This window comes from Mycolicibacillus koreensis, from assembly GCF_002104795.1.
Classification (GTDB): Bacteria; Actinomycetota; Actinomycetes; order Mycobacteriales; family Mycobacteriaceae; genus Mycobacterium; species Mycobacterium koreense.
Genome location: NZ_NCXO01000008.1, coordinates 45826 through 65077, shown reverse-complemented (window position 1 = coordinate 65077; position 19252 = coordinate 45826). Strand labels below are relative to the sequence as shown.

Genomic DNA, 19252 nt, shown 5'->3' with positions numbered 1-19252 from the left:
CCGATCAGCGCCGCTCGTTGAACCGCAGCCGCAACCCGTCGGGCTTGAGAGTGATCGTCTCTTTGACGGTCAGCCGGTAGCGCGGGTCGTACTCAAGATCGAACCGCTGCAGCACCGCGGCCAGCGTCAGCGCGATCTCGTGCAGCGCGAACTGCCGACCGATGCACGCACGCGCCCCGGTGCCGAACGGCTTGTACACACGCGGAGGCAGCGACCGCAGGTTCTCGGTGAGGAACCGGTCGGGATTGAACTCGTCAGCGTCGTCGCCCCACGCGCGGTCGCGGTGGGCGGCCAGCAGCACGACGAAGACCCAGTCACCGGCGCGGAAGCGGTACCTGCCGCCGCCGATGGTGGTGTCGTGCTTGGCCTGCCGGAAATAGCCCGGCGCGGTGGGCCACAAGCGCAGTGTCTCGTCGATGACGCGACGCAGCAGACGCATCTTTGCCACCTCGTCGAACCCGATCTCGCCGATGTCCCGACCGGCCAGCTGAGCGTCCACTTCGGCGCGCACCTCGCGGGCGAGTTGCGGATCGCGGGCCAGGAAGTGCAGCGCGAACGCAATGGTGTTGGCCGAAGTCTCACTACCTGCGACCAGCATGGTGAGCACCTGGTTGATGATGTTCTTCTCGTCGAGTTTCTCGCCGGTGTCCGGGTCCGGCGAGTGGAGCATCGCGTCGAGCATCGCCCCGCCCTCACCGCCGGGTCCGGCCTCGCGCCGCGCGTCGACCAGCTCCTTGACCCGCTCGCGCAGCCATGCTTTGTCGCGCCGGTGCAGGTCGCGCCGCCGGGAGCCGATGACCTTGTCGTAGTAAGGGATCGCGTCGGTGCGGCGGTTGGCGTAGGTCAATTCGCGGATCACCGCAGCCAGAAACGGGTCGTCGTCGACGTCGCTGAGCTTGTTGAACGAATGGCCGAACCCGGCGCGCGCCACGATCTCGGTGGTCAGGCGGTTGGTGCTCGTAGGAATCTCCACCCATCCCCCGGCCCGCTGTGCCCATGCGTCGACCAGCTCGCCCGCCGTATCCAGCATGGAGCGGTGATAGGACTGCATCGCCGCCTTGGTGAACAGCGGCATCAAGATGTTGTGCGCCTTGGCCCAGTTCGGCTCGTGGTTGTACGCGGTGAACAGCCCGTCCCCGCTGACCGGGCGCAGCTTGCGCAGTGAGTGGCCGACGTGCTTCTCCCAGTGGGCCTCGTCGTTGATCTCATCGACAAGATCACTTCGCGATACGCAGACGACTGAGATGTCGAAGATGCGCTGCTCCATGAGGCCGTCGAACGCGGCGATGTCGTCGGCGATCCCCTGCGCGGGGCGCGACATGTCCACGCGGAGCAGATCGCCCAGGACGGGTAGCCGCCAGCTCGGGCGCGGGAACGGTTCAGGTGCTGCGGACATGGTTCTCCTCCAATGGTTGGTGCGTGCTGGCGACGGGCCACCACTTCGCTAGCCGGAGCATTTCGGCGGTCTCACCGTCGAGATCGGCCGACCGGGAAGGTGGGCTGGCGGCGCGACCGCTGCTCGAATTGGCCGCGGGGGCAGGGTCACGTCCCCGATCCTTTCGCCGTATCGCCGCCGCCAGCTGAAACGCCAGGATGGCCTCCGCACGTTCGCCGTCGGGCACGCGGTGGAGTGTGCAGAGTCTGTCGGCGGTGGCCTCACTGAGAGTGAGCATCCACGGCCTCAGATGCAGGATGCCGTCGCGAATCTGAACGACGGCCTGGTGCAGGTCAAGGGCCGTCCAGCCGCGGCGCTTGTACGGGTCGGGCAGCTGGAAGACGACCTCGGGGGCGGCGTCCATCAGGTCGATCAGCAGCGGGCGGATTCTGCGCAAGCGGCAGCTGGTGGTGTCGAGACCGACTTGCGCCATGGCGGCCAATGCGAACGGCACCAGCCCGAACAGGCAGGTGCCCACAGTCTCCAGAAATATCGTCTGTCCGTGCAGCCAGGTCAATATCGGCTCGGCGTCGACCCTTCCGAGGGCGTCGGCCGCCGCCAGCACCGGAACGTCCACGCTGGTGGCCACGATGAAGCTGCCGATCACCACCCCGGATGCGGCAAGGAGGCGCTCACGCAGACTCGTTTCGGGGCCGCGGAATTCGCGCACGGAGTTATACGCCAGGCCAGCGCCTGTAGTCACGAAGATACTGACGAGAATGGTCCAGGCGATCATCGCCGTCCAGCCACCGAACTCCTCCAGCGTCTGGCCTGCCTGCCGTGCGGGAGTGGCCGCTATCCAGAAGCCGCCCGACACCGCGGCGGCCGCCACGTAGGGGGTCAGATAGGTGTATCGCTCGGTGTCCGCGGGCGGATGTTTCCACAGCCTGATGAACCGCAGCAGCTCGGCGTTGGCGAAGACCACCGCCACCAGCGATGCGTGCTGGGCGGTGGTTATCGACATAATCCCCGCGTCGTCGAGCATCACTTCGGCTGTGCGCTCACGCAAGATGTTCGCGGCGAACAGGCAGGTGAGCAGATTGTTGAAGGCCGACTCGTATCCGCTCTTGTTGAAGAACAGGTATCTCGCGATCAGCACCGCGGCGATGCACGCCAGCGCTGGCCACGTCACGCACGGCGGGTAGCTGGTGGTCACCGCTGGGGAAAGAACATGCTGCGGATCATGGATTGGCGTGCACCGGCTTCAGCGGCCCGGATCATCAAGATGTTGGCGAACGTCTCCGCTTCGCGCTCCTGGTCGGAGTCGAACTGGCTGCGCGTCAGGATGGATTTCACCACTCGCGGGTCGAGATCAGGCAGCAATTCGGTGTGGATATCGGACACCCGATCCTCGCCGAGGTCAGACTGCTGGTTGAGGTGGTGATCGAGCATCATGTGGCCGATCTCGTGGCACACGATCTGGTCTATGTGGTAGTCGGATGTGTCGCGCTCATGGACGATCAAATCCTCGGTGTCGCGGTCGATCCACAGCCCGCATGGGCTGTTGACCAGGCCGGATGTGTCGACGGCGACCCGCCGTATGGGACGGTTGCGGATGTCCGATATGCGGGCGAGGAAGACATCGAGGTTCCACGGGCATGGAACAGGCAAAGACTCTGCGAGAGCGGCTATCTCGCGACGTGACATGGGCATTTCCGCTACGGCTCCTCGCTATCTCCGGTTCCGCGCCCTTCTCCTGGTGAAGGGCCTATTGGCGGCAGTTCCTCCAGGCGGCGAACCTGGTCGATCATCTGGCGGATACTCTCCAGCGACTGCGATGTCAGCCCGGCGGCGCGGGTGGCCAAGTCCCTTATTCCCGCGTCCCGGAAAGTCGACAGCAGCTTGATCTGTGCGTCCAGGTGTGGGTCTATTCCCGCGTCGATCAGATATGACGCCGGTACCCCGAAGTATTCGGCGATGGCCCGCAGATGCGTGACCGTCGGGTTGCTCTTGAGCCCGGTGCGCAGCTGCCAAAGGTAAGCGGCGCTGATGGCGACTCCGGTGCTCTCTGTGATGGCGGCCGCGGCCGCCGCGTTGGACAGGGGCGGGTCATGCGGCTTGCGCATGGTCTCGAACAGCCGGTTGAGCTTTTCCGATAGCTCGGAACTCTCCACAGCGTCAGTCACCGATGGGCTCCATAAACGTAGGTCTCCATGTCAGGGTGCGATCGTATGCTGATGTTACTGCCTACGGCGGCGACACACCGCTAATACTGAATCATTTATAAGAGTATATGCAGCGACGCGGAGTGTGAACTAGCATCACCGCGACGACACCCCCACGATCTGAATCCCCCACCGACCCGAAAGGACGCCCTATGCACACTCTCACCGCGGACCGCCCCGCTGCAATCATCACGCGCACGTCCGACCTGCGCCAATACAACTCCATCCGCGACCACATCGAAGCCATCGGAAGCCTTGTGAATGTGGCCAACGCCGCGGCCCGTGCGCTGGACTCCGAGGTGTCGGACACCATGACCGTCGCCCAGAAGACTCTGGTCATCGAGCGGGTGTGGGACGAGATCGTTCGCGCGATCGCATCGGCCGTCAACCGCTGAACAGGCCGCTCCGTTAGATGCGCCCCTTGCGGCGAGCGTCGCGGACCATGTCGAACTCCCGGTACATGCCGTCGCGAGTGAACTCGCGAACAGCGGCCATGATCTGGTCCCGTCCGATCGGTCCGCCGCCGTAGACCTCCACCAGCATGTCGTGGTCAGAGGGGCTGACGTTGCACTCCCGGTACAGACGCCACTGCGCCTCGCTGACTTCGCCGTAGGAATCGGTGTAGACGGTGGTGTCACTGCTCATGGCTGTGAGCGTCGCCCAGATTCACCGGCCCAGCCCTACGAGGCGCGGCCTATCCGGTGGCCGAACGCCCAGCGTCGACGACCCGCGCCGCGAGAGCTTCGAGTCCGTCGGCGTCGATCCCCGGCCAGCCGTGCACCGCGGTACGCCATGTGAGCGGAATGGCCGACAGCCCCCACCGCGCCCCCAGCAGCGCTCCGGCGATCGAGGCGACGGTGTCGGTATCGCCACCGGCCAAGACTGCGCGCTCAAGAGCGCCGACCACGTGCCCCTCTCCTGTCCCCGGCGTGGTGGTGATCGCCCACCAGGCGGTCTGCAAAGCGTGCACGACCCAGCCGTTGTTGGGGAAATCGCGCCTGGGGTCTGCAGCGGTCGCTTGGCCCAGAAGGTCCGTCCACCGCCCACGGACCTGTTCCGGAGCCACTTCTTCGAGATACCGCCGAGGTCCGTCGAGGTCACCGTGGCGGGCCGCGTGGGCGATCGAGAAGCTCCACAACGCGCACGCCAGCCGTGCGTCGGCATCGGGGTGGGTGATCGCACTGATTCGATCGGCCGCCTCAGCGGCGAGATCGGGGCGATCGAGGTGGCGCAATCCCACCACCGCGGTGCGCATCAAGGAGCCGTTTCCGCCGGTCCGGCCCTTCGTGGCCGAGTACGCCGCCATCGACTCCGCGGTATCACCGCCATGCAGCAGAACCACCTTGGTCTGGCGTCCGACGTCTTTGGGTCCAGACGCCAGCCATCGGCGAAAGTTCGCGGCGATCGCATCGAGGCTCGCGGCGGTGAGTCCGTCACCGTCGACCAGCCCGTGCGCCACGCAGATCGCCATGTCGGTGTCGTCGGTCCACTGGCCCGGCTCCCATCCGAACGCCCCACCTCCTTTCATCGCGACGGGGGTGCCGGTGTCGGGATAGGTGAACTCATAGGGCGCACCGAGGGCGTCCCCCACCGCTGCGCCGACCAACGCGCCCGCGCACCTGCTGTGCACGGCTTCCGACTGCGCGACCGAACATCCGTGTTCACTCATGTGCGCATTGAAGCAGCGGCCGCGCGGAGTCGACCCCCCGCGGCGCGCAGGTGAGTTGCGCTGCCGGTCCACCCTCTGCAGTGGACTCGGCCCGCCGGGGACGTGACAATTTTCGGCGATCCGCCTCGCAGGAAGGCATCATCGGCCCCCGCGGGGCGCGCGGCACCACCAAGGACGAGCTGGACTCTGCATACCCCAACCGCCACCAGTTCCGCCTCTATGACGACGACGGCGAGCTGTACTACACCGGAACCCTGTTCTGGGTGGGCGGTGACGCCCCCGCCGAACACCAGGCGTACGGCCCGCTCGGCGATTTCGGGATGCCCGGCTCCGGCTGCACGATGTTGACATCCTCCCCGCCCTAAAGGACGGGGATTCCCGGATGCTGCTAGGCAGCGGCCGGGTGGTGGTCGAAGTTGTGAGCTTCGCCTGTATGCCGAGTGTCGCCCGGCGGGTGACGCGATGAGCGAAACGCTCGATCGCGGATGTTCATCGCGGCGTGAACATCAGCATGGCCGCTGTTGCCACAACGTGCGCACCGGAACTTCGCTTGGCTCTCGCGGTTGCGGGCGTCGATGTGGCCGCAGTGGTGGCACTGCTGTGAAGTGAAGCGCGGGTTCACCTCGATCACGTCGGTCTTGTCGGCCAGTCGCGTAGCGAACCGCGACCAGCAGGAGGCGTAGATGGCTTTGTTGAGTTTCGCTTTCGCCGACGCCCCGTTAGGCAAGAACTCACCGGGCTTGTCGGGGTTGGGTTGGGGTTTGGGGCGGCGCACCATGTTGGCGGTACGCAGCTTCTCGATACCCACGCTGCGGTGCCGTAGCGCCAGCTCGGTGGTGGTCTGCTCCACCCAGTTACGGCGGCGATCAGCCAACCTGTGGTGCATCGCCGCGATCTTCGCAACGGTCACCGCGCGGCGGGTTGAGCCTTTCTGTTGGCGCGCGAGGTGGCGTTGCAACGCGATGAAGCGTTTCTGTTCGCGCGGTGACCAGGTGGGGGCTTGGAAGAACTCGCTGTCACTGGTGGCCACGGTGTTGGCTACTCCGCGGTCGATGCCGATGGGTGCGGCCGTGGCCTCGGTGTTGAGTTTGCCTCGCGGGGGGGTGGTCAGCGCGACATGCCAGCGCCCACCGGAAACGGTGATCCGCGCGCTGGTGGCTTCGGTGATCTTCTCCCACGGGTAGGTCAGCCGGAACTTCACCCACCCGGCCTTGGGAACCAGCAGCGCGCCGTGACGCTTCGAGTAGCGGCGAACCTTGAGGTCACGCACCACGAAACCCTGCCGAGGGTCGCGAGCCGACCGGAAACGGGGAAACCGGGCACGCCCGGCGAAGAAGTTCGCGTAGGCGCGGTCGAGGTCACGCAAGGCTCCCTGCTGAACCACGGTGGAGCCTTCCCGCAACCAGGCGAACTCTTTGCGGGCTTCGGTGAGTTCACGCATCTGCTGAGCCACACCGGTGTTCTCACGGCGGCCACGCCACCGCAAGCGACGATGCTCCAAACCCAGGTTATAGACGTAGCGGGCGTGGGAGCAGTGCATCTCCAGCACAGCGAGCTGCTCACCGCTGCGCGGGCGTAGACGCTGCCGAAGACTCACACCGCAAACGCTGACACAATCGCAGCGATAGCGCCGACCGCGGCGCGGTACTCGCTCACCCCACCCTCAAGGGGTGGGGCCTGCGCTCGCACATCGGTCAAATACACCGGCAATCCCGACTGGGACTGCGGCTAGAGACCTGGACCCGCGGCGGGCGGCTGGATACGGGCGTCGAGGAGCTGATGTCGCTTGCGGCGGATCAGCTCCATCGACTCGCGGCCCATGTAGCCGATCGGCACCGCGCCGAGCTGCAGGGCCAACGCCCGCTTGGTGTCGGTGACGTCGTAGTGCGAGATCGCGGTGCCCGGCTTCTGGTGCCACTGTCTGCGCAGGCCCAGTCGCGCGGCGAACGCGTGCAGTTCCTCGTCGGTGTCGGCCAGCAGGTGCGACCACCGAGCCTGCAGCCTGCCCACCCGCGCGGGCATCCGCATGTCGTCGACGTAGACGGTCACCGTTCGATCGCCCGCGGGGAGTGCTCGGGCAGCAACGCGGGCATCGCTCCGGTCTCGTAGGCTTCGACAACCCGCGGCACCACGGCGTCGGCCACGGTCTGTCCGTTGGGCAGCACCAGGTGGCCGAGGAACTCGGTGTCGAACGTCGAAATGCCTGACTCGACGGCCTCCAGCTTCGCCTTGATCACCAGATTCAGTGCACGCCACCGCTGGCGGCACGCCTGTTCGTAGGCCGCCTCCCGCTGTGTGGTGCTGCGGGGGTTGCCGCGGCTGGGCGTGTGGGTGAAGCTGCGGTCGTTGGGATCGGGCATCGGCACCACGAACTTCACCTGCCGATTGCGCATCACGAACCCGACGATGGCGGCCTGGTCGGTCCAGCCGTACATGAACTGTTCGGCTCCCCATCGCCGCAGGGTGCGCTCGATCTCGGCGCGCGACCGATCGGTGCTCACACTGGTGTCAGCTGCGTAGGTTCCCATGCCGGTCCCGCTCTCCGGTCGCTACGCCGCGTCGCCGTCGACCGCGACAGCCTGGCCGACAGGAACTTTCACTGTCCGCTCGTCGCCGTAGGGGTCGATGTAGCGCACGGTCACCCGCGACCGCGACATCGCCACGACCTCGCCGACGTGGTCCTTGCCGCGCAGATGCACCTGTGCCAGCGCGCCCACACTCAACGTCGAATCACTCACGATCAGGCCCCCGTCCCGTTTCGACTATCCCGACGCCTCCGGATGAACGAGACACCGTTGGCCACAAGCATCAGCGACCCGCCCACAACAACGGCCCCGAAGCTGGTGATCTGCACCGCGGCCGGGGGCAAGGTGCCGACACACAGCAGGGCGACCATCATCGCGGCCGACAAGATCAGCAGTCCCATGATCAGCAGCAGCCTCCGGTGCGTGATCGGGCGGGGGCGGATCAGCGGAGCGCCACTACGGCGGCGAAGATCAATCCCGAAGGCGATGAAGTCGTTCAGCCCCAGCAGCAGGGCGAACGCCGCGTACGCCAGGAAAATCGCACTGAGAGCGATTCCTGGCGCAGCCGTGCCCACAGGGGCCATTGCGTGTTCGTCGATCATGGCCCCATTGTCGGGTCCGCAGCTGACACCACCTTGCCGGGCGCGACGACACGCCGAGGCGATCACGCCGCCCGGTGGATGTTGCGCGGCGGTGGCGGACGCACCAGCTACGGTCTCCATTACCGAGACGGGTCGACATCGCGGTGACGACCAGGGGTAGCGCGCTAGGCGATGATCGGGCGCGAACCGTCATTTTGTCCCTGGTGACCCGCCACCGCTTGCCGCAATTGCGCACTGTCACCGGCAGCTGATAGCGTCTCTGTTATCGAGACATTAGCGGAGGGATTCCCATGGGAGCGACAGATTTCGTCACCACCATCTGGACCGAATCGAACATGGCCAGCGCGTACAACGAACTGGTCGCAGACTCCCACTCTGAGTTCGGCTACGACCCCTACAACGGGACCATCTCCACCACCGGTGGGGGACGCGCGGTGACCAGCACACCCATGACGTCGAACGGGGCGCAATCCTTCGCCTCCTGGGCAATGGACTACTGCGATGACAGCAGCGGCCGACGTTCCCGGTACGCCGCCAGCAAGTGGGAGGAAGCGCTGGCGATCCCGATTCTGTCCGACGACGCTTTCACCTTGTCCAAGAGCACCTTCACCCTCACCCAGGACGCCCTCGGGGACGCCGCACTCGACAGCGGCGAGAGCACCCGGTGGCGCTTCCGCTCCGCGGCACTCGACCGCGCCGTACGCGAACACGGCCACAGCGTCCACTCCGTCGACATCGACGTCACCGAGAAGTTCGGTGTCATCGTCGGCCACCAGAAAGGCAAGTCCCGCACCGTTTACGAGGTCACCGGAGCCAGCAACCATCCTGCGCGCTTCGACACCAAGGCGCAGGCCGTCGCTGCGGCCAAGAAGGCGCTGCTCAACCCCGGCCGACCCTGGTCCAGTGCGGTGGACGTGCGCGCGGTGAAGTGCTACGGCACCGGCGACGAGGAAAACGCTCCCGCCGACCCCACTGTCGCCGTGCAGCTGCGGCGCGTCGTGAAGTCGGCCAAAGCCAGGGTCACCGTCACCGTGGCCACCCCCAAGAAGCGCGTCCCGGCCGAGGCGAAACGCGGGTGGCTGTTCTACGGCATCGCAGCCACGTGAAAGGACAACATCCATGGAACTCATTCTGCGCGCCGCGTGGCGCGACTCCGCGGGAGGAGACCGTTTCCTGCGCATCCACCACTACACCGCCACCGTCGCCTATGTCGAAAACGGCGACCGGCATGGCCTGCACTGGAAAGCAGGCCGGGCCAACGCCTGCGGGGGCATCGAATACGCGCTGCGCGACGGGCGGCTCCCGCCCGATGCCTCGTTCGCCGAGTCGCAGGCCGAAGCCGAAGCCGCCATCCACCAGCTCTACAGGGCCAGCCTGTCCAGCAAAGATGCCCACGGCTGATCACCACGCGCCGAGACCGAGCGGCGCGCCTGAACGCAGCTAGTCTGCATCCATGAGTGCAATCTCTTTCGACGACCTCAAGCCACTTCACCTGGTAGCTGACGGACGAACACTGCTCAAGATCAGCAACGTCTACTCGGATCGAGTGACCGCGGAAGTGGCCCTTCCGGCACCGTCGCGCACCGCCGTGCTCACCTACAGCCGCGAGGAGGCCCAGCTGAGATTCAGCGCCCCGAGCAATCAGATGCTGGACCGTTACCGCGCCGCCTACTCCTATCCGATGGCGCGCACTGAGGAATCTCTGCGGCTGCTCTGTGTGGCCGACAACACCGACGGCTGGCCCAGCGGCGTCGACGGTCGCTACGACCTGTCCCCCATCGTCACCAGCCGGAAGATCGACGCGGCGGTCTCGCTGGGTGACTACAGCCCGATCGTCGCCGCGATCCTGCAACGCAGCGGCGCACCGGTGGTCACCGGCGTCTACGGCAACCACTGCACCGCCGACTACATGCCCGAACACGACATCGTCGACCTCATCGGCGACCGGTCACTGCCCGCGAGGCTGACCACGTTCCCGCAGGTGTCCGCCCTGTCACGTCCTCTGTCGGTGCTGGCGGTGCAGGGCTGTGTGAAGTACAAGGAGCCCACCGGCGACGTGCTGTTCACCCAGGAGCAGTACGCGCAAGCCATCGACCCGCTACCGGGCGCGGACCTGGTGATCACCCACTGCCCACCAGCCGGGGTCAACGACGCCGACGATGACGCGCACCGCGGTATCACCGCGCTGCGGCGCTGGGTGGACCGCCACCAGCCGCGCTGGCTGCTGCACGGGCACACCTACGAGAACCCGCCGGTGAGCACCCACGGCCGCACCGCGGTGCACTGGATCAGCGGGCTCGCTGTGGTCGACGTTCAGGTCTGACCGGGAGCGGGCGCGTGGACAATCTGGCGCGCGATGATCACCGCCGACGCCGCGTGCGCAATCGCGGCGACCGTGGACAGCACAGCTACGCTCATTGTCCCACCCGCGAGAGCCGCGGGCCACGAGGCCCCTGCAGCGAAGGTGAACGCAGCCGCTGCGACCAGGTGCAGCGCGACGCTGACCCATCGCTCGACGGGCTTATCTGACTCCACCACCTTGTCGACCAAGCTGCCGGGAAATCGTCGATTCATCCGATAGGCTCCTTAATGGTCTCTGTTATAGAGACAGTATCACGGCGGAGCGGCAGCGACCCGGCTACGGCAACTTGGCCGAGGCGGTCACCACCCCGGTCTCCAGCGCCACCACGGTGGTCACCTCCACCGCGTCGTCTTCGCAGTAGTCCACGTCGGTCTCGCAGCGCTTCACCGCATCGGGCAGCAAGTCGAGGGACTTGGGCAACGGTGCACTCACTCCCGGATCACCCAACCGCGCAGGCAGATGCGCGAACAGCACCGCGGCGGTCTCCTCGGCGATCAGCTGCGCGACCTTGGCCACCTCGTCAGGTGTCATGCCCCAATCCCCTCGCCGTTCACCGGCGGCCATCGACATGGCCATCCACCGCTGCTTGCACGCGGTGGTGTATCGCGCTTCCCACCTTGATGGCGCGACCTGACTTGCCGCTCATCACGAACAGCGACCCGTCGTCTTGTCGGCTGGCCGTGTACCACGCGGCGTTGGGGCCACGGGATTCGGCGACCTCGAACAGACCCGGCTCGATCACCGACACGTACATCAGGAGATCGCTTCGACAGTCACTAGGTCGGCCACATCCTCCGGCCGCGCATAAGCGACGATGTTGCGGTGCCGCAGGATGGCAGCCACGTGTGACGACGCCAAGTCAAGAGCGGCGTCGATCCCGCCGGAGGTCTCCACGGTGGTGACGCCGTTGATGCCCTCGGGCAGCTGCGGATGCGACACGGTGTATTCAGCCATGCTGCACAGCATGTCCGGCGGGACGTCGATGCTGCGGCTGAGGCGCGGCTCAGTAGTCGCTGAGGTCGATTCCGTGCTCGGCGGCCAGCGCCTTGCCCGCGTCGGTGAAGACGATGTAAACGTCCCCCTCGCCGTGGTCCTGGGTCACCAGCAGCCCGGCCTGCTTGAGCTGGGTGAGGTTGCCGCGGTCCGCGGCGGTGAAGTCGCGGTTCCCGTCCAGCCAGGGGTTGCCGCCCCAGTTCCCGGCGTCGGCGGCGTAGAACAGGAACAACAGTCAGAAGCAAGATGTTATGCTCACTCGCAGAGACCTGCTCTCCACAGAGCCCTCGATGCGGTGCAGTCGCCAAACTTCAGCCGCACGGGGGCTTTGTCCTTTTCTTGCCCCCCATCCTCAGCTGGGACGAGCCAGATTCCCCGCAGGTTGGCGGGGCGGGGGATGGTGGTCAGCCGAGTACGACCGTGATCCCGCCAGGCGTCTGCCTCACGTCAACTGACCTGCCGCAGCTCTGGATCAAATCCGCTCGGGCATCGGGTTTCATCCAGGCACTGCACCAGTCCCTCGTCGTTGAGTTCCTCGTTGTTGTGCCCGCAGTCCTCGGACCGGTAATCGAAGCTCTCGCTCATCGGCACTCCCCACTGCTGGGCATGTAGACCGGTCCAGTGTCGCGGTCGCCGTAGTGCGCCTCGTCGGCGACGGGCACCACGTCCACGTCCCGGACGCGCACCGTCCTCCCGGCGGCCAGGGCCTCCAGCTGCGTGCGCGTCAGAAGCAAGATGATCGGTTCGTCCGGATGGGGCGGAAGCGCATGGTCCTCGTATGCGGTCACGATGAGCCTGTCGCCGTCGTTGCATACCAGCGTGCGTGCTGAGCGCGGATCGTCCAGCTTGTTAAGCAGCGAGATCACGTTGCGCTCAGTCAACTCCAGCCGCCCGGTTCCCTGGTTGTATCGCATGGCAGCTACACGCTCTCGATGTCGATGATCGACCACTCTTTGATGTTGCTGTCGACACGCGGATATTCCTCCACGTCATAGCCGACCAGCGCATCCTCAGCGCGGGGGTCGAAGTCGTCGTCGACCGCTACCCGGAAGGTGTTCTCCTCGACGGTGCGGACCGTCACGTCGATGTGCTTCATGGCCGAATCGTCCCCCGTGACGCGACGGCGGCCGGTGCGCGGCGCGCGCCTCGATGGGCGGCACCACCGGAGAGTCGGCACAATCCACCCATGGCCACCAGCTATGACGTGTACGCCTGCCACGAGTGCGGCGAAGACTTCTTCATCGACACCTCCGGGGCGGCCTGCCACCTCTACGCCGACGGAGAGCGCGACTACGACGCCGACGGCGACCACATCCCCTACGACCTCGACGACTAGCCAGACAGCCCCGCGATCAGCTTCTCGGCCTCCTGCGACGACAGCGCCCACCAGATGTCGAAGTCGTAGCGGCCGACGATGTCGCGCGGCGGTAGCGGAATAACGCACGGAAGCGCGGTTGTCACGTCCGCGCCCAGATGACGTCAGCGCAGCGCCAGAGCACGCGACCGGCCGCGCAGCAGTGGGCTGGGCTGCCAGCGCCACTGCGGCTCCACCTCACGCTGCGAAGCCGCGATCACCTCCACCACCGCGGTCATGTTGTCGGCGGCGTACCAGTCCGCGCTCCACGCCGCGTTGGCCTCGACGATGCGCCACCCCGGCTCGCCGGTGTCGGGGTCAGCGCACCAGCCCACATCCACCACGAACGCGGCGGGAGCGTCGGCGCGGCCGATCACCGTTCCGAGCCACGCCGCGGCTTGCGCCACGCGTTCGGGGTCGGCAAGCTCCGCCCAGTCCTCACGGGCAACATCGGCGAAATACGGGGCGCGGGCCACGACCTCGCCACGCAGCACCCAGCAGCGCACCTCGTCGGTGAATGTGACCGGGCGCTGCAACTGCACCGGCTCGTCGTCGGGCAGCCTGTCGAGGTCCAAGATCAGCTCGGCGTGGGTGCGCACGCGAGCCTCGAAGACCTCGTGTTTGGTCTCGGGCAGCTTGGCGAAGGTGCGCCAGCCGCGGCGGCGTCCGGTGCCCCGGATTCGGCCGGCCGAGGACGTGACAACACGGCGTCCGGTCACCCTGACCGCCAGCCCGTCGAGCCACCGCGGCCCCGCCGACGACAGCCGCAGATGTGGGTATCTGCTCACCGCGGCCGCGGCCCAGGCACCCGGACACCACAGCACCGCCCCGGCGTCCGCAGCGGCCGAAGTGTCCAGTCCGAGGTCGCTCACGACGTCGGTGACGCCGCGCAGGTCATCGGCACGCCACCGCTGGTGGCTGACCACCGTGACCGCCGCCATCACAGCCAGCCGAGGTCGGGGTCGTTCACCCGCGTCTCAGTCATCCAGCAACCGCAGTGCATCTCGACCTTCACCGGGTAGCTGCCGGGAGGCGCATCCGGCGACGGCTCATCACGCACTTGACCGGTCTCGAAGGTGTCACCGTGCTCGGCGCAGAGCACCACACCAGCGCCGGGGTCACCGGACTGCAGCCAGGAGTCGTAGGCGCTCATCATCGCGATTCCTCCGTGGCCAGCTCGCGGACCTCATCGGGAATGTGGTCGCCAGTCTGCTCGCTGGCGGCGACGGCTACTTTGGCGGCGGCGATACGCACCTCGCGGCTGTATCCGCGTGGGGTCTCGTCGGTCATCGTGCTTCCTCCTCTGTCGTAGCGGCACCGTCGTGGACGAGCCGGTCCACCCAGGCGTCCGGGTCGAGCAAGTACGCGGGGTCCATCCTGCCTCCTGGCCAGAGCTTCTAGGGCAGCATCGGTGCACTGATGCCGTGTTCGACGGACAGGTGCCGCGATTGCAGCGAGGACAGGTCACCGGCGGTGTCGGCGTAGAGCAACCGACTGCACTCGCGGCACAGCGTCGCCGACGGGCCACCGGCGTCGAATCCGGTGGCGTACTCCCCGATCAGCGCCAGCCTGGACTCGGCGGTGGCCGCGCGGACAACCGGCTCGCCGTCGAGAGTGGCCCCCCACACGGCGGTCGCCCCGTCCGGCATCCTCACGTCCAGCTCCCGCAGCTCCTGGTCGTTCAGCGGTGTCCCCACTCGTGTCACCGCTAGTCCTCGACAGTCTCGATGGCCAGGTTTCGCTGCCCCTCACCGCCCATGGCATCGAGGTCCATGGCCACCTTCTTGCCCTTCCACTGCGGCGGCTCCCCTGGTCCTCCGGGGGCCTCGGACTTGCCGTCGAGCAGCCAAGGCCACAGGTCACCGACCAGCTCGTAGAGGTTTTCTCCGTCATCGTCGAGAACGTAGAGCTGCGAGTCCCCGCCGCAGCCGTCGCCGTCGATGAACTCCCAGACGCACACCAGGCTCACCCCGGTGCGGTCGAAGATGTCTCCGAGGACGCTGTCGATGTGGTCGGGGGTGTAGCCGTTGGCGAACACCTTCTCCAGATCGGCCAATGCTGCGGTCACAGTTACCTCCAGGTGCGGCAGAGTTTCAGGACAGATGTTGCTTGCGGTGCCAGCGTCGCGCAGACGGCGACGTCGCAAGCTGCGGGGCGCGGCGCTACAGGTGTATCGGGTTCTCCGGCAGCACGCCTTTCAGCATCTCGCCGAAGGTGCACTCCACCCGCAGGGTGACGTCGGTGTAGCGGCCGCACACGCAGCTGGCGGGGGTGACGTTCGTCCCGACGACCTCCCGGTTGCCCGAGAAGGTGTTTTGGAACTCCGAGTACGTGGTCTCCTCGACCTCAGCACCTTCGGCGACCAGCCACGAACATCGGTCTTCGCGCACGTGCTCCATCGCCTCGTAATCCACCCAGCCGTAGGTAGAGACGCGGTGTTCGGGAAACTCGTTGTCCGGGTCGGTGAACCGCACCGGGCGTCCCTTGGCGGCCACGAAGTCCCGCAACGCGCTGCGGTAGTCGTCCTGCCATCCGCTCACGATGCCGCCCTCCTCAAATCGTCTCTAATACCGAGACGGTAGCACATCGGATGCGGCTGTCGAGTCAGAAATAGAGGCGGCCGCCGTAGGCCATCTGCGCATCCTGCCTTGACGCGTACTCGGCTGCGACCACCACCCCGCTCGGGGCGTTCGGATCGAAGCGCACCCGGTCGTGCTGTCCTGCGTCGATCTGCTCGGCGGCGACCTTCGCGGCATCCAGCTCCCGGTACGCGCCCACGCAGTACGGCAGACTCCCGGCCTTCATCACGCCGAGGTAGTGGTAGTCCGCATCGTCGATCACCTGGGGCTTGGCCGTCTTGATCTCGAAGACCAGGTCAGTGACCGCACCGACCCCGCTGAGGTACCCAGCGCTGTTCTCGCGCCACTCGATCGCGCCCATATCCGCCTCCACACTCCCGGCTTCTGCTCAGCCTGTCACAGTCCAACGCACCGCCCCCGACGCCGGGATCGCCAGGCGCATCTCCTCCAACTTGCCCAGGAAGCTGTCGTAGCTTCCCCAGCCGTTGGGTGGGTTCAGCTGCCGGAACCATGCGGGGTCAGCCTTCAAGGCGGCGATGAGCCGATCGAGCAGCTGCGCCCCGGACGGGCCGCCGCAGCCGTCCAGATGCTGCCACCACGGCGGGTTCTGCGGGAAGAACACCTCCTCGCCCACACCACGGGAGACGTCGGTGTCGGGGTAGAGCACCAGATTCGCCATCACATTGGTGTTGTGGGTGTAGTTGAACTCCGCGAGCGTCTCGCCCGTGGCCACGTCGACCAGCTCCGCATCCCAGCTCACGATTGATCCTCCTGGCTGCATTCCTGGCAGTCCCCGACGTTCTGATCGTCCATGGCAGGTCACACTTCCCGATCCGGGCGGCCGCATGTGCCTGCGGCGCGCCCTTGGCGGTGAACAGGCCGACAGTAGGCAACCGTGGCAAGCATGGCCCACTATCGCGACGCCCAAACCAAAGCCCCACTGCACGACGGTGCTCTGGAGCGGCGCTACCTCGACTTCATCGACGCGGGCAACGTCGGAGTTTCGTTCGCCGACTGGCTGCGTGGTGAGATTGCCGACGACCACATAGAGGCCGCGGACTGAGCCTTGATCGGCACACCGGGTGCTACGGCACCACCACGTCCACCAGCTCGCCGTCGTTGAGGTTCACCGTGATCCGGGTTCCCTTGGGGGCGTCGATCTCGACGTTGATGCCGTCGTGCACTCCGCTGTGGTGGGCGTAGACCAGGACATCGCCCCCGTCGAGGTTGTGACGCCCGTCCGGGGAGGGGTCCGGCGTACGGGGGATGTCGTCGAAGTTGATGGGCCTGGCCATGTTCGCGCTCCTCGTCGCTGTGGGCCGCGGACGCGGCGGAAACTGTGCGGCGGTGACGCTACGCAGCGCCGGACGTGGTCAGCGGCCGCGGCGCGCGGCCTCAGCTAGAAATTCAAGCGCACCATGTCGCCATCAGACAGGCCAAGACGTTCCCGCAGGCGACATTCGGCGATGAGTTCCACAACCGAGGTATCGCCGTGCTGCTCGACCTCACCATGCCGAACGGCCCATGCGCGCACACCATTGACCGGAGCCGGAGCCAACAAGATGGTGTCGCGCTCAGGCACCTCTCCGACCCCTCGGAAGATGCGCGAACAGTTCGGTGGAAATCCCACAGGGACCAGCAACTTGACGTTGAGAGTGCCCGGTGTCAACTCGGCACAAGTCGATGCTTCAAGCAGACGCCGCGTCAGCCCACCCACGGCCATCTTCGCCGCCATAGAGCCGCGCCCTGGGACCACTGTCCCGGTCAACCTGTCCACGGTGACAACCCTCCAGCGTGCTCGTTCATTTGCGACGCCACTGCTACCGGGGCCGCCACGCTTCGACGGCGCGCTTGGCATCTTCCTCGCAATCGACCACGCCGCCATCGACCTCGGCCTGATTCGCCCAGTCATCGGTGGAGATGATGGTCCAGCTCCAGCGGCCGTCAGATGCTGGTCCGATCTCTCCCCAGTACGACATCTCGGGCGTGCCGGGCACGGCGTCGAAGCGTTGGTCACCGGGGTAGTCGTTGATCGGAACCCACGCACTCATCGGGCACCTGCCGCGCCTTCGTGCGCCGCCAGCAGGTCCGCACCGCGGTGCACCGACCCGTCGGGCAAGCAGACTGTCACGTCCTTGCCGCGCTCCACCGCGTATCGCACGGTGTACCAGGTGCCGCTCTTGGGCTTCGGTGGCCCGTCGGGCAGCGCGATCAGCCGGTCGCAGGCGTCGACGATGTCGCGGTTGCGGTCCAGGTACGGCTTGGCGGGCAGCCACTGCCCCAGCCCGCGCGGCATCATCAGCCGCTCGTCGACCGGCGGATGCACCACGATGTCTACACCCGCGTCGATCGCCGCCCGGTGCGCCGCGGCGTCCGCGCCCACACAAGCCCCGTGATGCAGCACGTCGGCGTCCCACACCTGGGCGTCGAGCCACGATTGCTGCGCTGCGGTGATCGGGTTGCGGGTGCCGGTCATCCCGAGCACCGCGCCGGTCTCATTCGCCATCATCGCCTTTCGCCGCCGGAGTGGATTCGAGCAGGCAGTTGCAGCCGACCCGCTCGCTGCCGCTGCGCCAACAGTCAGGGCATGGTCCGGGCTCGTGGCAGGTAGTCGTCGCCTGGTGACTCACGTCCAGTCCCTTCTCGCGACACCGCGGTGTCGCCGATCGCGCTCTACTCGCCGATGTGCTGCGGGTGGTTGTGGTCGCCGGTGCATGTGTACGGGTCGCCCAGGCTGTCGTGCATGAAGCGGTTCGGCCTGCTCGGGTCATAGCCGTTGGCCGACGCGGCGTGTGCTTTCCGGGCAGTATCGGAGTGCATCCGTTCCAGTTGTCGGCGCGTGCGGTCCGTCTGCGCGGCGACGCGGCGCGCCAAGTCCTTGGTCATCGGCGATCCCGGCTGTCCGGGTTCAGCGGCCTCGATCATGGTGATGGACGCTACGCGGCGTCCGACGCGGCCAGCGGCCGCGGCGCGGCGGTAGCGGCACTCCCCGCCCCGAGCCCGCACACCACTTCGTCGTCGTCGTCGTTTTCGGCATCAGTGCCCGCTGCGGAGAATCTCCAGCCACACTGAGCACTGGGGTAGATGTTCCTGGTCGACCACAGCTGCGCATCCTTCGCAGTAGTCGTTGGGGTCAATGCTCACGGTGTCGTCGCCTCGCATTCGTCGATGTAGTCAGCGTCCAGCTCCGCCCCTCTGCCGCCATCCGAACCGGAGCAGCGAAATCGACATCGGTGATGGCGTACGTCTGACCATTGTGGGTGTCCACGTTGACGTGCTTCGAGCTGCCGGTCACCGCGACGCCTCCCGCTCGAACGCCTCGAATGATGCGCCCGCCATCAGGGGCCTGTTCCTGAGCAACACGCAGTCTCGGGCGTAATCGCGCGCGTCGTGGAGTTGCTCTACCGACGCCCCCGCGGCCACGGCCCGCCGTTGCAGCTGCGCTTCGAGCCGCGACGCCAGCTCGTCGCCGCCGAGTTCCATGAGCCAGTACGCCGCCGCGGCGTACAGGTCCAGGGCACGCTGATGTTCAGCGACAGTAGCCATCTCGGTTCCTCTCGTCATGGGG

General features: G+C 66.6%; 41 protein-coding genes. 7 read left to right on the top strand and 34 right to left on the bottom strand.

All coding sequences use genetic code 11. The annotated features are described in order from the left end of the window. Nucleotides 1–4: 4 nt before the first annotated feature. From B8W67_RS05655 to B8W67_RS05640, 4 genes are read right to left on the bottom strand one after another with little or no spacing between them, the layout of a single operon-like run. A complete protein-coding gene (locus tag B8W67_RS05655) occupies nucleotides 5–1396 on the bottom strand; it encodes a cytochrome P450 (RefSeq protein WP_085302737.1) in 1392 nt (463 codons plus the stop codon). Then, the gene (locus B8W67_RS05650) at nucleotides 1380–2591 is read right to left on the bottom strand and encodes a DUF6545 domain-containing protein (RefSeq protein WP_085302736.1); all 1212 of its coding nucleotides are present in this window, start codon (nucleotides 2589–2591) and stop codon (nucleotides 1380–1382) included. The genes B8W67_RS05655 and B8W67_RS05650 overlap by 17 nt, the downstream gene beginning before the upstream one ends. Next, nucleotides 2588–3082 carry a hypothetical protein gene (locus tag B8W67_RS05645; RefSeq protein WP_133056058.1) on the bottom strand — a complete coding sequence of 165 codons (495 nt, stop codon included), beginning with the start codon at nucleotides 3080–3082 and terminating at the stop codon, nucleotides 2588–2590. Before B8W67_RS05645 ends, B8W67_RS05650 begins: the two co-directional genes overlap by 4 nt. 11 nt (nucleotides 3083–3093) lie before the next feature. Further along, entirely contained in the window at nucleotides 3094–3561 is a 468-nt protein-coding gene (locus B8W67_RS05640; RefSeq protein ID WP_372507431.1) for a helix-turn-helix domain-containing protein, read from the bottom strand. 191 nt (nucleotides 3562–3752) lie between these two features. Here B8W67_RS05640 and B8W67_RS05635 point away from each other — a divergent pair, with 191 nt between their 5' ends. Further along, a complete protein-coding gene (locus B8W67_RS05635; protein WP_085302733.1) occupies nucleotides 3753–3995 on the top strand; it encodes a hypothetical protein in 243 nt (80 codons plus the stop codon). Between the two features lie 13 nt (nucleotides 3996–4008). Here the strand turns inward: B8W67_RS05635 and B8W67_RS05630 are convergent, their stop codons facing one another. Together B8W67_RS05630 and B8W67_RS05625 are read right to left on the bottom strand one after the other, a co-directional pair. Further along, a complete protein-coding gene (locus B8W67_RS05630; RefSeq protein ID WP_085302732.1) occupies nucleotides 4009–4245 on the bottom strand; it encodes a hypothetical protein in 237 nt (78 codons plus the stop codon). A gap of 49 nt (nucleotides 4246–4294) precedes the next feature. Beyond that, nucleotides 4295–5269, bottom strand: coding sequence for an ADP-ribosylglycohydrolase family protein (locus tag B8W67_RS05625; RefSeq protein ID WP_085302731.1), 975 nt, complete (start codon nucleotides 5267–5269; stop codon nucleotides 4295–4297). A gap of 80 nt (nucleotides 5270–5349) precedes the next feature. On the opposite strand from B8W67_RS05625, the gene B8W67_RS05620 reads away from it, so the two are divergent. Beyond that, nucleotides 5350–5634, top strand: coding sequence for a hypothetical protein (locus B8W67_RS05620; RefSeq protein WP_085302729.1), 285 nt, complete (start codon nucleotides 5350–5352; stop codon nucleotides 5632–5634). A gap of 23 nt (nucleotides 5635–5657) precedes the next feature. Here B8W67_RS05620 and B8W67_RS05615 read toward each other — a convergent pair whose 3' ends face one another. The 5 genes from B8W67_RS05615 to B8W67_RS05600 all read right to left on the bottom strand — a co-directional run bounded on the left by B8W67_RS05615 (nucleotide 5658) and on the right by B8W67_RS05600 (nucleotide 8396). Beyond that, nucleotides 5658–6866: an RNA-guided endonuclease InsQ/TnpB family protein gene (locus tag B8W67_RS05615; protein ID WP_133056057.1), complete on the bottom strand. Its 1209-nt coding sequence runs from the start codon at nucleotides 6864–6866 to the stop codon at nucleotides 5658–5660. A gap of 131 nt (nucleotides 6867–6997) precedes the next feature. Beyond that, complete coding sequence (locus B8W67_RS05610) at nucleotides 6998–7318, bottom strand: DUF4031 domain-containing protein (RefSeq protein ID WP_085302725.1); 321 nt, start codon at nucleotides 7316–7318, stop codon at nucleotides 6998–7000. Continuing rightward, entirely contained in the window at nucleotides 7315–7770 is a 456-nt protein-coding gene (locus B8W67_RS05605) for a hypothetical protein (protein WP_234806671.1), read from the bottom strand. The genes B8W67_RS05610 and B8W67_RS05605 overlap by 4 nt, the downstream gene beginning before the upstream one ends. Before the next feature lie 48 nt (nucleotides 7771–7818). Further along, the gene (locus B8W67_RS20495; protein WP_133056056.1) at nucleotides 7819–8007 is read right to left on the bottom strand and encodes a hypothetical protein; all 189 of its coding nucleotides are present in this window, start codon (nucleotides 8005–8007) and stop codon (nucleotides 7819–7821) included. Between the two features lie 2 nt (nucleotides 8008–8009). Next, nucleotides 8010–8396: a hypothetical protein gene (locus tag B8W67_RS05600; RefSeq protein ID WP_085302722.1), complete on the bottom strand. Its 387-nt coding sequence runs from the start codon at nucleotides 8394–8396 to the stop codon at nucleotides 8010–8012. Nucleotides 8397–8686: 290 nt separating this feature from the next. Here B8W67_RS05600 and B8W67_RS05595 point away from each other — a divergent pair, with 290 nt between their 5' ends. From B8W67_RS05595 to B8W67_RS21245, 3 genes are read left to right on the top strand one after another with little or no spacing between them, the layout of a single operon-like run. Beyond that, nucleotides 8687–9502, top strand: coding sequence for a hypothetical protein (locus tag B8W67_RS05595; RefSeq protein ID WP_085302720.1), 816 nt, complete (start codon nucleotides 8687–8689; stop codon nucleotides 9500–9502). A gap of 13 nt (nucleotides 9503–9515) precedes the next feature. Further along, nucleotides 9516–9797 carry a hypothetical protein gene (locus B8W67_RS05590; RefSeq protein ID WP_085302718.1) on the top strand — a complete coding sequence of 94 codons (282 nt, stop codon included), beginning with the start codon at nucleotides 9516–9518 and terminating at the stop codon, nucleotides 9795–9797. Between the two features lie 52 nt (nucleotides 9798–9849). Continuing rightward, the gene (locus B8W67_RS21245; RefSeq protein WP_234806670.1) at nucleotides 9850–10719 is read left to right on the top strand and encodes a metallophosphoesterase family protein; all 870 of its coding nucleotides are present in this window, start codon (nucleotides 9850–9852) and stop codon (nucleotides 10717–10719) included. Here B8W67_RS21245 and B8W67_RS05580 read toward each other — a convergent pair. The 8 genes from B8W67_RS05580 to B8W67_RS20715 all read right to left on the bottom strand — a co-directional run bounded on the left by B8W67_RS05580 (nucleotide 10710) and on the right by B8W67_RS20715 (nucleotide 12847). Further along, on the bottom strand, nucleotides 10710–10970 hold the full coding sequence (locus tag B8W67_RS05580; RefSeq protein WP_133056055.1) for a hypothetical protein: 261 nt from the start codon (nucleotides 10968–10970) through the stop codon (nucleotides 10710–10712). The two genes, B8W67_RS21245 and B8W67_RS05580, sit on opposite strands and share 10 nt — an antisense overlap. A 64-nt stretch (nucleotides 10971–11034) precedes the next feature. Then, on the bottom strand, nucleotides 11035–11289 hold the full coding sequence (locus B8W67_RS05575; RefSeq protein WP_085302716.1) for a hypothetical protein: 255 nt from the start codon (nucleotides 11287–11289) through the stop codon (nucleotides 11035–11037). Nucleotides 11290–11308: 19 nt separating this feature from the next. Beyond that, on the bottom strand, nucleotides 11309–11506 hold the full coding sequence (locus B8W67_RS05570; protein ID WP_133056054.1) for a hypothetical protein: 198 nt from the start codon (nucleotides 11504–11506) through the stop codon (nucleotides 11309–11311). Nucleotides 11507–11511: 5 nt separating this feature from the next. Next, a complete protein-coding gene (locus tag B8W67_RS05565; RefSeq protein ID WP_133056053.1) occupies nucleotides 11512–11712 on the bottom strand; it encodes a hypothetical protein in 201 nt (66 codons plus the stop codon). Between the two features lie 49 nt (nucleotides 11713–11761). Further along, complete coding sequence (locus B8W67_RS05560) at nucleotides 11762–11983, bottom strand: hypothetical protein (RefSeq protein WP_085302708.1); 222 nt, start codon at nucleotides 11981–11983, stop codon at nucleotides 11762–11764. Between the two features lie 215 nt (nucleotides 11984–12198). After that, nucleotides 12199–12336 carry a hypothetical protein gene (locus B8W67_RS20720; protein WP_163797112.1) on the bottom strand — a complete coding sequence of 46 codons (138 nt, stop codon included), beginning with the start codon at nucleotides 12334–12336 and terminating at the stop codon, nucleotides 12199–12201. Beyond that, nucleotides 12333–12665: a hypothetical protein gene (locus B8W67_RS21085; RefSeq protein ID WP_085302706.1), complete on the bottom strand. Its 333-nt coding sequence runs from the start codon at nucleotides 12663–12665 to the stop codon at nucleotides 12333–12335. The genes B8W67_RS20720 and B8W67_RS21085 overlap by 4 nt, the downstream gene beginning before the upstream one ends. 5 nt (nucleotides 12666–12670) lie before the next feature. Then, nucleotides 12671–12847, bottom strand: coding sequence for a hypothetical protein (locus tag B8W67_RS20715; RefSeq protein ID WP_163797114.1), 177 nt, complete (start codon nucleotides 12845–12847; stop codon nucleotides 12671–12673). Nucleotides 12848–12937: 90 nt separating this feature from the next. Here B8W67_RS20715 and B8W67_RS20710 point away from each other — a divergent pair, with 90 nt between their 5' ends. Then, nucleotides 12938–13087: a hypothetical protein gene (locus tag B8W67_RS20710; RefSeq protein WP_163797116.1), complete on the top strand. Its 150-nt coding sequence runs from the start codon at nucleotides 12938–12940 to the stop codon at nucleotides 13085–13087. Here B8W67_RS20710 and B8W67_RS21500 read toward each other — a convergent pair. From B8W67_RS21500 to B8W67_RS05520, 9 genes are all read right to left on the bottom strand, one after another. Next, on the bottom strand, nucleotides 13084–13212 hold the full coding sequence (locus tag B8W67_RS21500) for a hypothetical protein (protein ID WP_264033398.1): 129 nt from the start codon (nucleotides 13210–13212) through the stop codon (nucleotides 13084–13086). The genes B8W67_RS20710 and B8W67_RS21500 overlap by 4 nt on opposite strands. 18 nt (nucleotides 13213–13230) lie before the next feature. After that, nucleotides 13231–14046, bottom strand: a complete 816-nt coding sequence (locus B8W67_RS05550; RefSeq protein WP_085302704.1) for an ATP-grasp domain-containing protein — start codon at nucleotides 14044–14046, stop codon at nucleotides 13231–13233. Beyond that, a complete protein-coding gene (locus B8W67_RS05545; protein WP_085302702.1) occupies nucleotides 14046–14258 on the bottom strand; it encodes a hypothetical protein in 213 nt (70 codons plus the stop codon). Before B8W67_RS05545 ends, B8W67_RS05550 begins: the two co-directional genes overlap by 1 nt. Next, on the bottom strand, nucleotides 14258–14395 hold the full coding sequence (locus tag B8W67_RS20705; protein ID WP_163797118.1) for a hypothetical protein: 138 nt from the start codon (nucleotides 14393–14395) through the stop codon (nucleotides 14258–14260). Before B8W67_RS20705 ends, B8W67_RS05545 begins: the two co-directional genes overlap by 1 nt. Nucleotides 14396–14502: 107 nt before the next feature. Further along, nucleotides 14503–14802 (bottom strand): hypothetical protein, encoded by a 300-nt coding sequence (locus B8W67_RS05540; RefSeq protein ID WP_085302700.1) that lies wholly within the window; start codon nucleotides 14800–14802, stop codon nucleotides 14503–14505. 11 nt (nucleotides 14803–14813) lie between these two features. Then, nucleotides 14814–15173: a hypothetical protein gene (locus tag B8W67_RS05535; protein ID WP_085302698.1), complete on the bottom strand. Its 360-nt coding sequence runs from the start codon at nucleotides 15171–15173 to the stop codon at nucleotides 14814–14816. A gap of 94 nt (nucleotides 15174–15267) precedes the next feature. Next, nucleotides 15268–15645: a hypothetical protein gene (locus B8W67_RS05530; protein ID WP_085302696.1), complete on the bottom strand. Its 378-nt coding sequence runs from the start codon at nucleotides 15643–15645 to the stop codon at nucleotides 15268–15270. Between the two features lie 64 nt (nucleotides 15646–15709). After that, nucleotides 15710–16045 carry a hypothetical protein gene (locus B8W67_RS05525; RefSeq protein WP_085302695.1) on the bottom strand — a complete coding sequence of 112 codons (336 nt, stop codon included), beginning with the start codon at nucleotides 16043–16045 and terminating at the stop codon, nucleotides 15710–15712. Nucleotides 16046–16072: 27 nt separating this feature from the next. After that, nucleotides 16073–16444 carry a hypothetical protein gene (locus B8W67_RS05520; protein WP_085302694.1) on the bottom strand — a complete coding sequence of 124 codons (372 nt, stop codon included), beginning with the start codon at nucleotides 16442–16444 and terminating at the stop codon, nucleotides 16073–16075. Between the two features lie 144 nt (nucleotides 16445–16588). Here B8W67_RS05520 and B8W67_RS20700 point away from each other — a divergent pair, with 144 nt between their 5' ends. Continuing rightward, on the top strand, nucleotides 16589–16747 hold the full coding sequence (locus B8W67_RS20700) for a hypothetical protein (RefSeq protein ID WP_163797120.1): 159 nt from the start codon (nucleotides 16589–16591) through the stop codon (nucleotides 16745–16747). A gap of 22 nt (nucleotides 16748–16769) precedes the next feature. Here the strand turns inward: B8W67_RS20700 and B8W67_RS05515 are convergent, their stop codons facing one another. From B8W67_RS05515 to B8W67_RS05495, 6 genes are all read right to left on the bottom strand, one after another. Next, nucleotides 16770–16979 carry a hypothetical protein gene (locus B8W67_RS05515; RefSeq protein WP_085302693.1) on the bottom strand — a complete coding sequence of 70 codons (210 nt, stop codon included), beginning with the start codon at nucleotides 16977–16979 and terminating at the stop codon, nucleotides 16770–16772. A 104-nt stretch (nucleotides 16980–17083) separates the two neighbouring features. Then, nucleotides 17084–17419 (bottom strand): DUF120 domain-containing protein, encoded by a 336-nt coding sequence (locus B8W67_RS20230; RefSeq protein WP_163797121.1) that lies wholly within the window; start codon nucleotides 17417–17419, stop codon nucleotides 17084–17086. An 85-nt stretch (nucleotides 17420–17504) separates the two neighbouring features. Continuing rightward, nucleotides 17505–17735: a hypothetical protein gene (locus B8W67_RS20490; RefSeq protein WP_085302692.1), complete on the bottom strand. Its 231-nt coding sequence runs from the start codon at nucleotides 17733–17735 to the stop codon at nucleotides 17505–17507. Next, nucleotides 17732–18190: a hypothetical protein gene (locus tag B8W67_RS05505; protein ID WP_133056052.1), complete on the bottom strand. Its 459-nt coding sequence runs from the start codon at nucleotides 18188–18190 to the stop codon at nucleotides 17732–17734. Before B8W67_RS05505 ends, B8W67_RS20490 begins: the two co-directional genes overlap by 4 nt. A gap of 167 nt (nucleotides 18191–18357) precedes the next feature. Continuing rightward, the gene (locus B8W67_RS05500) at nucleotides 18358–18609 is read right to left on the bottom strand and encodes a hypothetical protein (RefSeq protein WP_085302689.1); all 252 of its coding nucleotides are present in this window, start codon (nucleotides 18607–18609) and stop codon (nucleotides 18358–18360) included. 366 nt (nucleotides 18610–18975) lie between these two features. Continuing rightward, nucleotides 18976–19230 (bottom strand): hypothetical protein, encoded by a 255-nt coding sequence (locus B8W67_RS05495; RefSeq protein ID WP_085302687.1) that lies wholly within the window; start codon nucleotides 19228–19230, stop codon nucleotides 18976–18978. Nucleotides 19231–19252 lie beyond the last annotated feature (22 nt).

Bases quoted from the DNA above. Each gene is read 5' to 3' on its own strand.
- B8W67_RS05500 (WP_085302689.1), bottom strand. From the start codon at position 18,609: ATGATCGAGGCCGCTGAACCCGGACAGCCGGGATCGCCGATGACCAAG.
- B8W67_RS05525 (WP_085302695.1), bottom strand. From the start codon at position 16,045: ATGGGCGCGATCGAGTGGCGCGAGAACAGCGCTGGGTACCTCAGCGGG.
- B8W67_RS20230 (WP_163797121.1), bottom strand. From the start codon at position 17,419: ATGGCGGCGAAGATGGCCGTGGGTGGGCTGACGCGGCGTCTGCTTGAA.
- B8W67_RS05590 (WP_085302718.1), top strand. From the start codon at position 9,516: ATGGAACTCATTCTGCGCGCCGCGTGGCGCGACTCCGCGGGAGGAGAC.
- B8W67_RS05505 (WP_133056052.1), bottom strand. From the start codon at position 18,190: ATGGCGAATGAGACCGGCGCGGTGCTCGGGATGACCGGCACCCGCAAC.
- B8W67_RS05655 (WP_085302737.1), bottom strand. From the start codon at position 1,396: ATGTCCGCAGCACCTGAACCGTTCCCGCGCCCGAGCTGGCGGCTACCC.
- B8W67_RS05565 (WP_133056053.1), bottom strand. From the start codon at position 11,712: ATGGCTGAATACACCGTGTCGCATCCGCAGCTGCCCGAGGGCATCAAC.
- B8W67_RS21245 (WP_234806670.1), top strand. From the start codon at position 9,850: ATGAGTGCAATCTCTTTCGACGACCTCAAGCCACTTCACCTGGTAGCT.
- B8W67_RS05495 (WP_085302687.1), bottom strand. From the start codon at position 19,230: ATGGCTACTGTCGCTGAACATCAGCGTGCCCTGGACCTGTACGCCGCG.
- B8W67_RS05625 (WP_085302731.1), bottom strand. From the start codon at position 5,269: ATGAGTGAACACGGATGTTCGGTCGCGCAGTCGGAAGCCGTGCACAGC.
- B8W67_RS20700 (WP_163797120.1), top strand. From the start codon at position 16,589: ATGGCCCACTATCGCGACGCCCAAACCAAAGCCCCACTGCACGACGGT.
- B8W67_RS21085 (WP_085302706.1), bottom strand. From the start codon at position 12,665: ATGCGATACAACCAGGGAACCGGGCGGCTGGAGTTGACTGAGCGCAAC.
- B8W67_RS05545 (WP_085302702.1), bottom strand. From the start codon at position 14,258: ATGAGCGCCTACGACTCCTGGCTGCAGTCCGGTGACCCCGGCGCTGGT.
- B8W67_RS20710 (WP_163797116.1), top strand. From the start codon at position 12,938: ATGGCCACCAGCTATGACGTGTACGCCTGCCACGAGTGCGGCGAAGAC.
- B8W67_RS05600 (WP_085302722.1), bottom strand. From the start codon at position 8,396: ATGATCGACGAACACGCAATGGCCCCTGTGGGCACGGCTGCGCCAGGA.
- B8W67_RS20490 (WP_085302692.1), bottom strand. From the start codon at position 17,735: ATGAGTGCGTGGGTTCCGATCAACGACTACCCCGGTGACCAACGCTTC.
- B8W67_RS05645 (WP_133056058.1), bottom strand. From the start codon at position 3,082: ATGTCACGTCGCGAGATAGCCGCTCTCGCAGAGTCTTTGCCTGTTCCA.
- B8W67_RS05580 (WP_133056055.1), bottom strand. From the start codon at position 10,970: ATGAATCGACGATTTCCCGGCAGCTTGGTCGACAAGGTGGTGGAGTCA.
- B8W67_RS05635 (WP_085302733.1), top strand. From the start codon at position 3,753: ATGCACACTCTCACCGCGGACCGCCCCGCTGCAATCATCACGCGCACG.
- B8W67_RS05575 (WP_085302716.1), bottom strand. From the start codon at position 11,289: ATGACACCTGACGAGGTGGCCAAGGTCGCGCAGCTGATCGCCGAGGAG.
- B8W67_RS05515 (WP_085302693.1), bottom strand. From the start codon at position 16,979: ATGGCCAGGCCCATCAACTTCGACGACATCCCCCGTACGCCGGACCCC.
- B8W67_RS20705 (WP_163797118.1), bottom strand. From the start codon at position 14,395: ATGACCGACGAGACCCCACGCGGATACAGCCGCGAGGTGCGTATCGCC.
- B8W67_RS05550 (WP_085302704.1), bottom strand. From the start codon at position 14,046: ATGGCGGCGGTCACGGTGGTCAGCCACCAGCGGTGGCGTGCCGATGAC.
- B8W67_RS05595 (WP_085302720.1), top strand. From the start codon at position 8,687: ATGGGAGCGACAGATTTCGTCACCACCATCTGGACCGAATCGAACATG.
- B8W67_RS05630 (WP_085302732.1), bottom strand. From the start codon at position 4,245: ATGAGCAGTGACACCACCGTCTACACCGATTCCTACGGCGAAGTCAGC.
- B8W67_RS20715 (WP_163797114.1), bottom strand. From the start codon at position 12,847: ATGAAGCACATCGACGTGACGGTCCGCACCGTCGAGGAGAACACCTTC.
- B8W67_RS20720 (WP_163797112.1), bottom strand. From the start codon at position 12,336: ATGAGCGAGAGCTTCGATTACCGGTCCGAGGACTGCGGGCACAACAAC.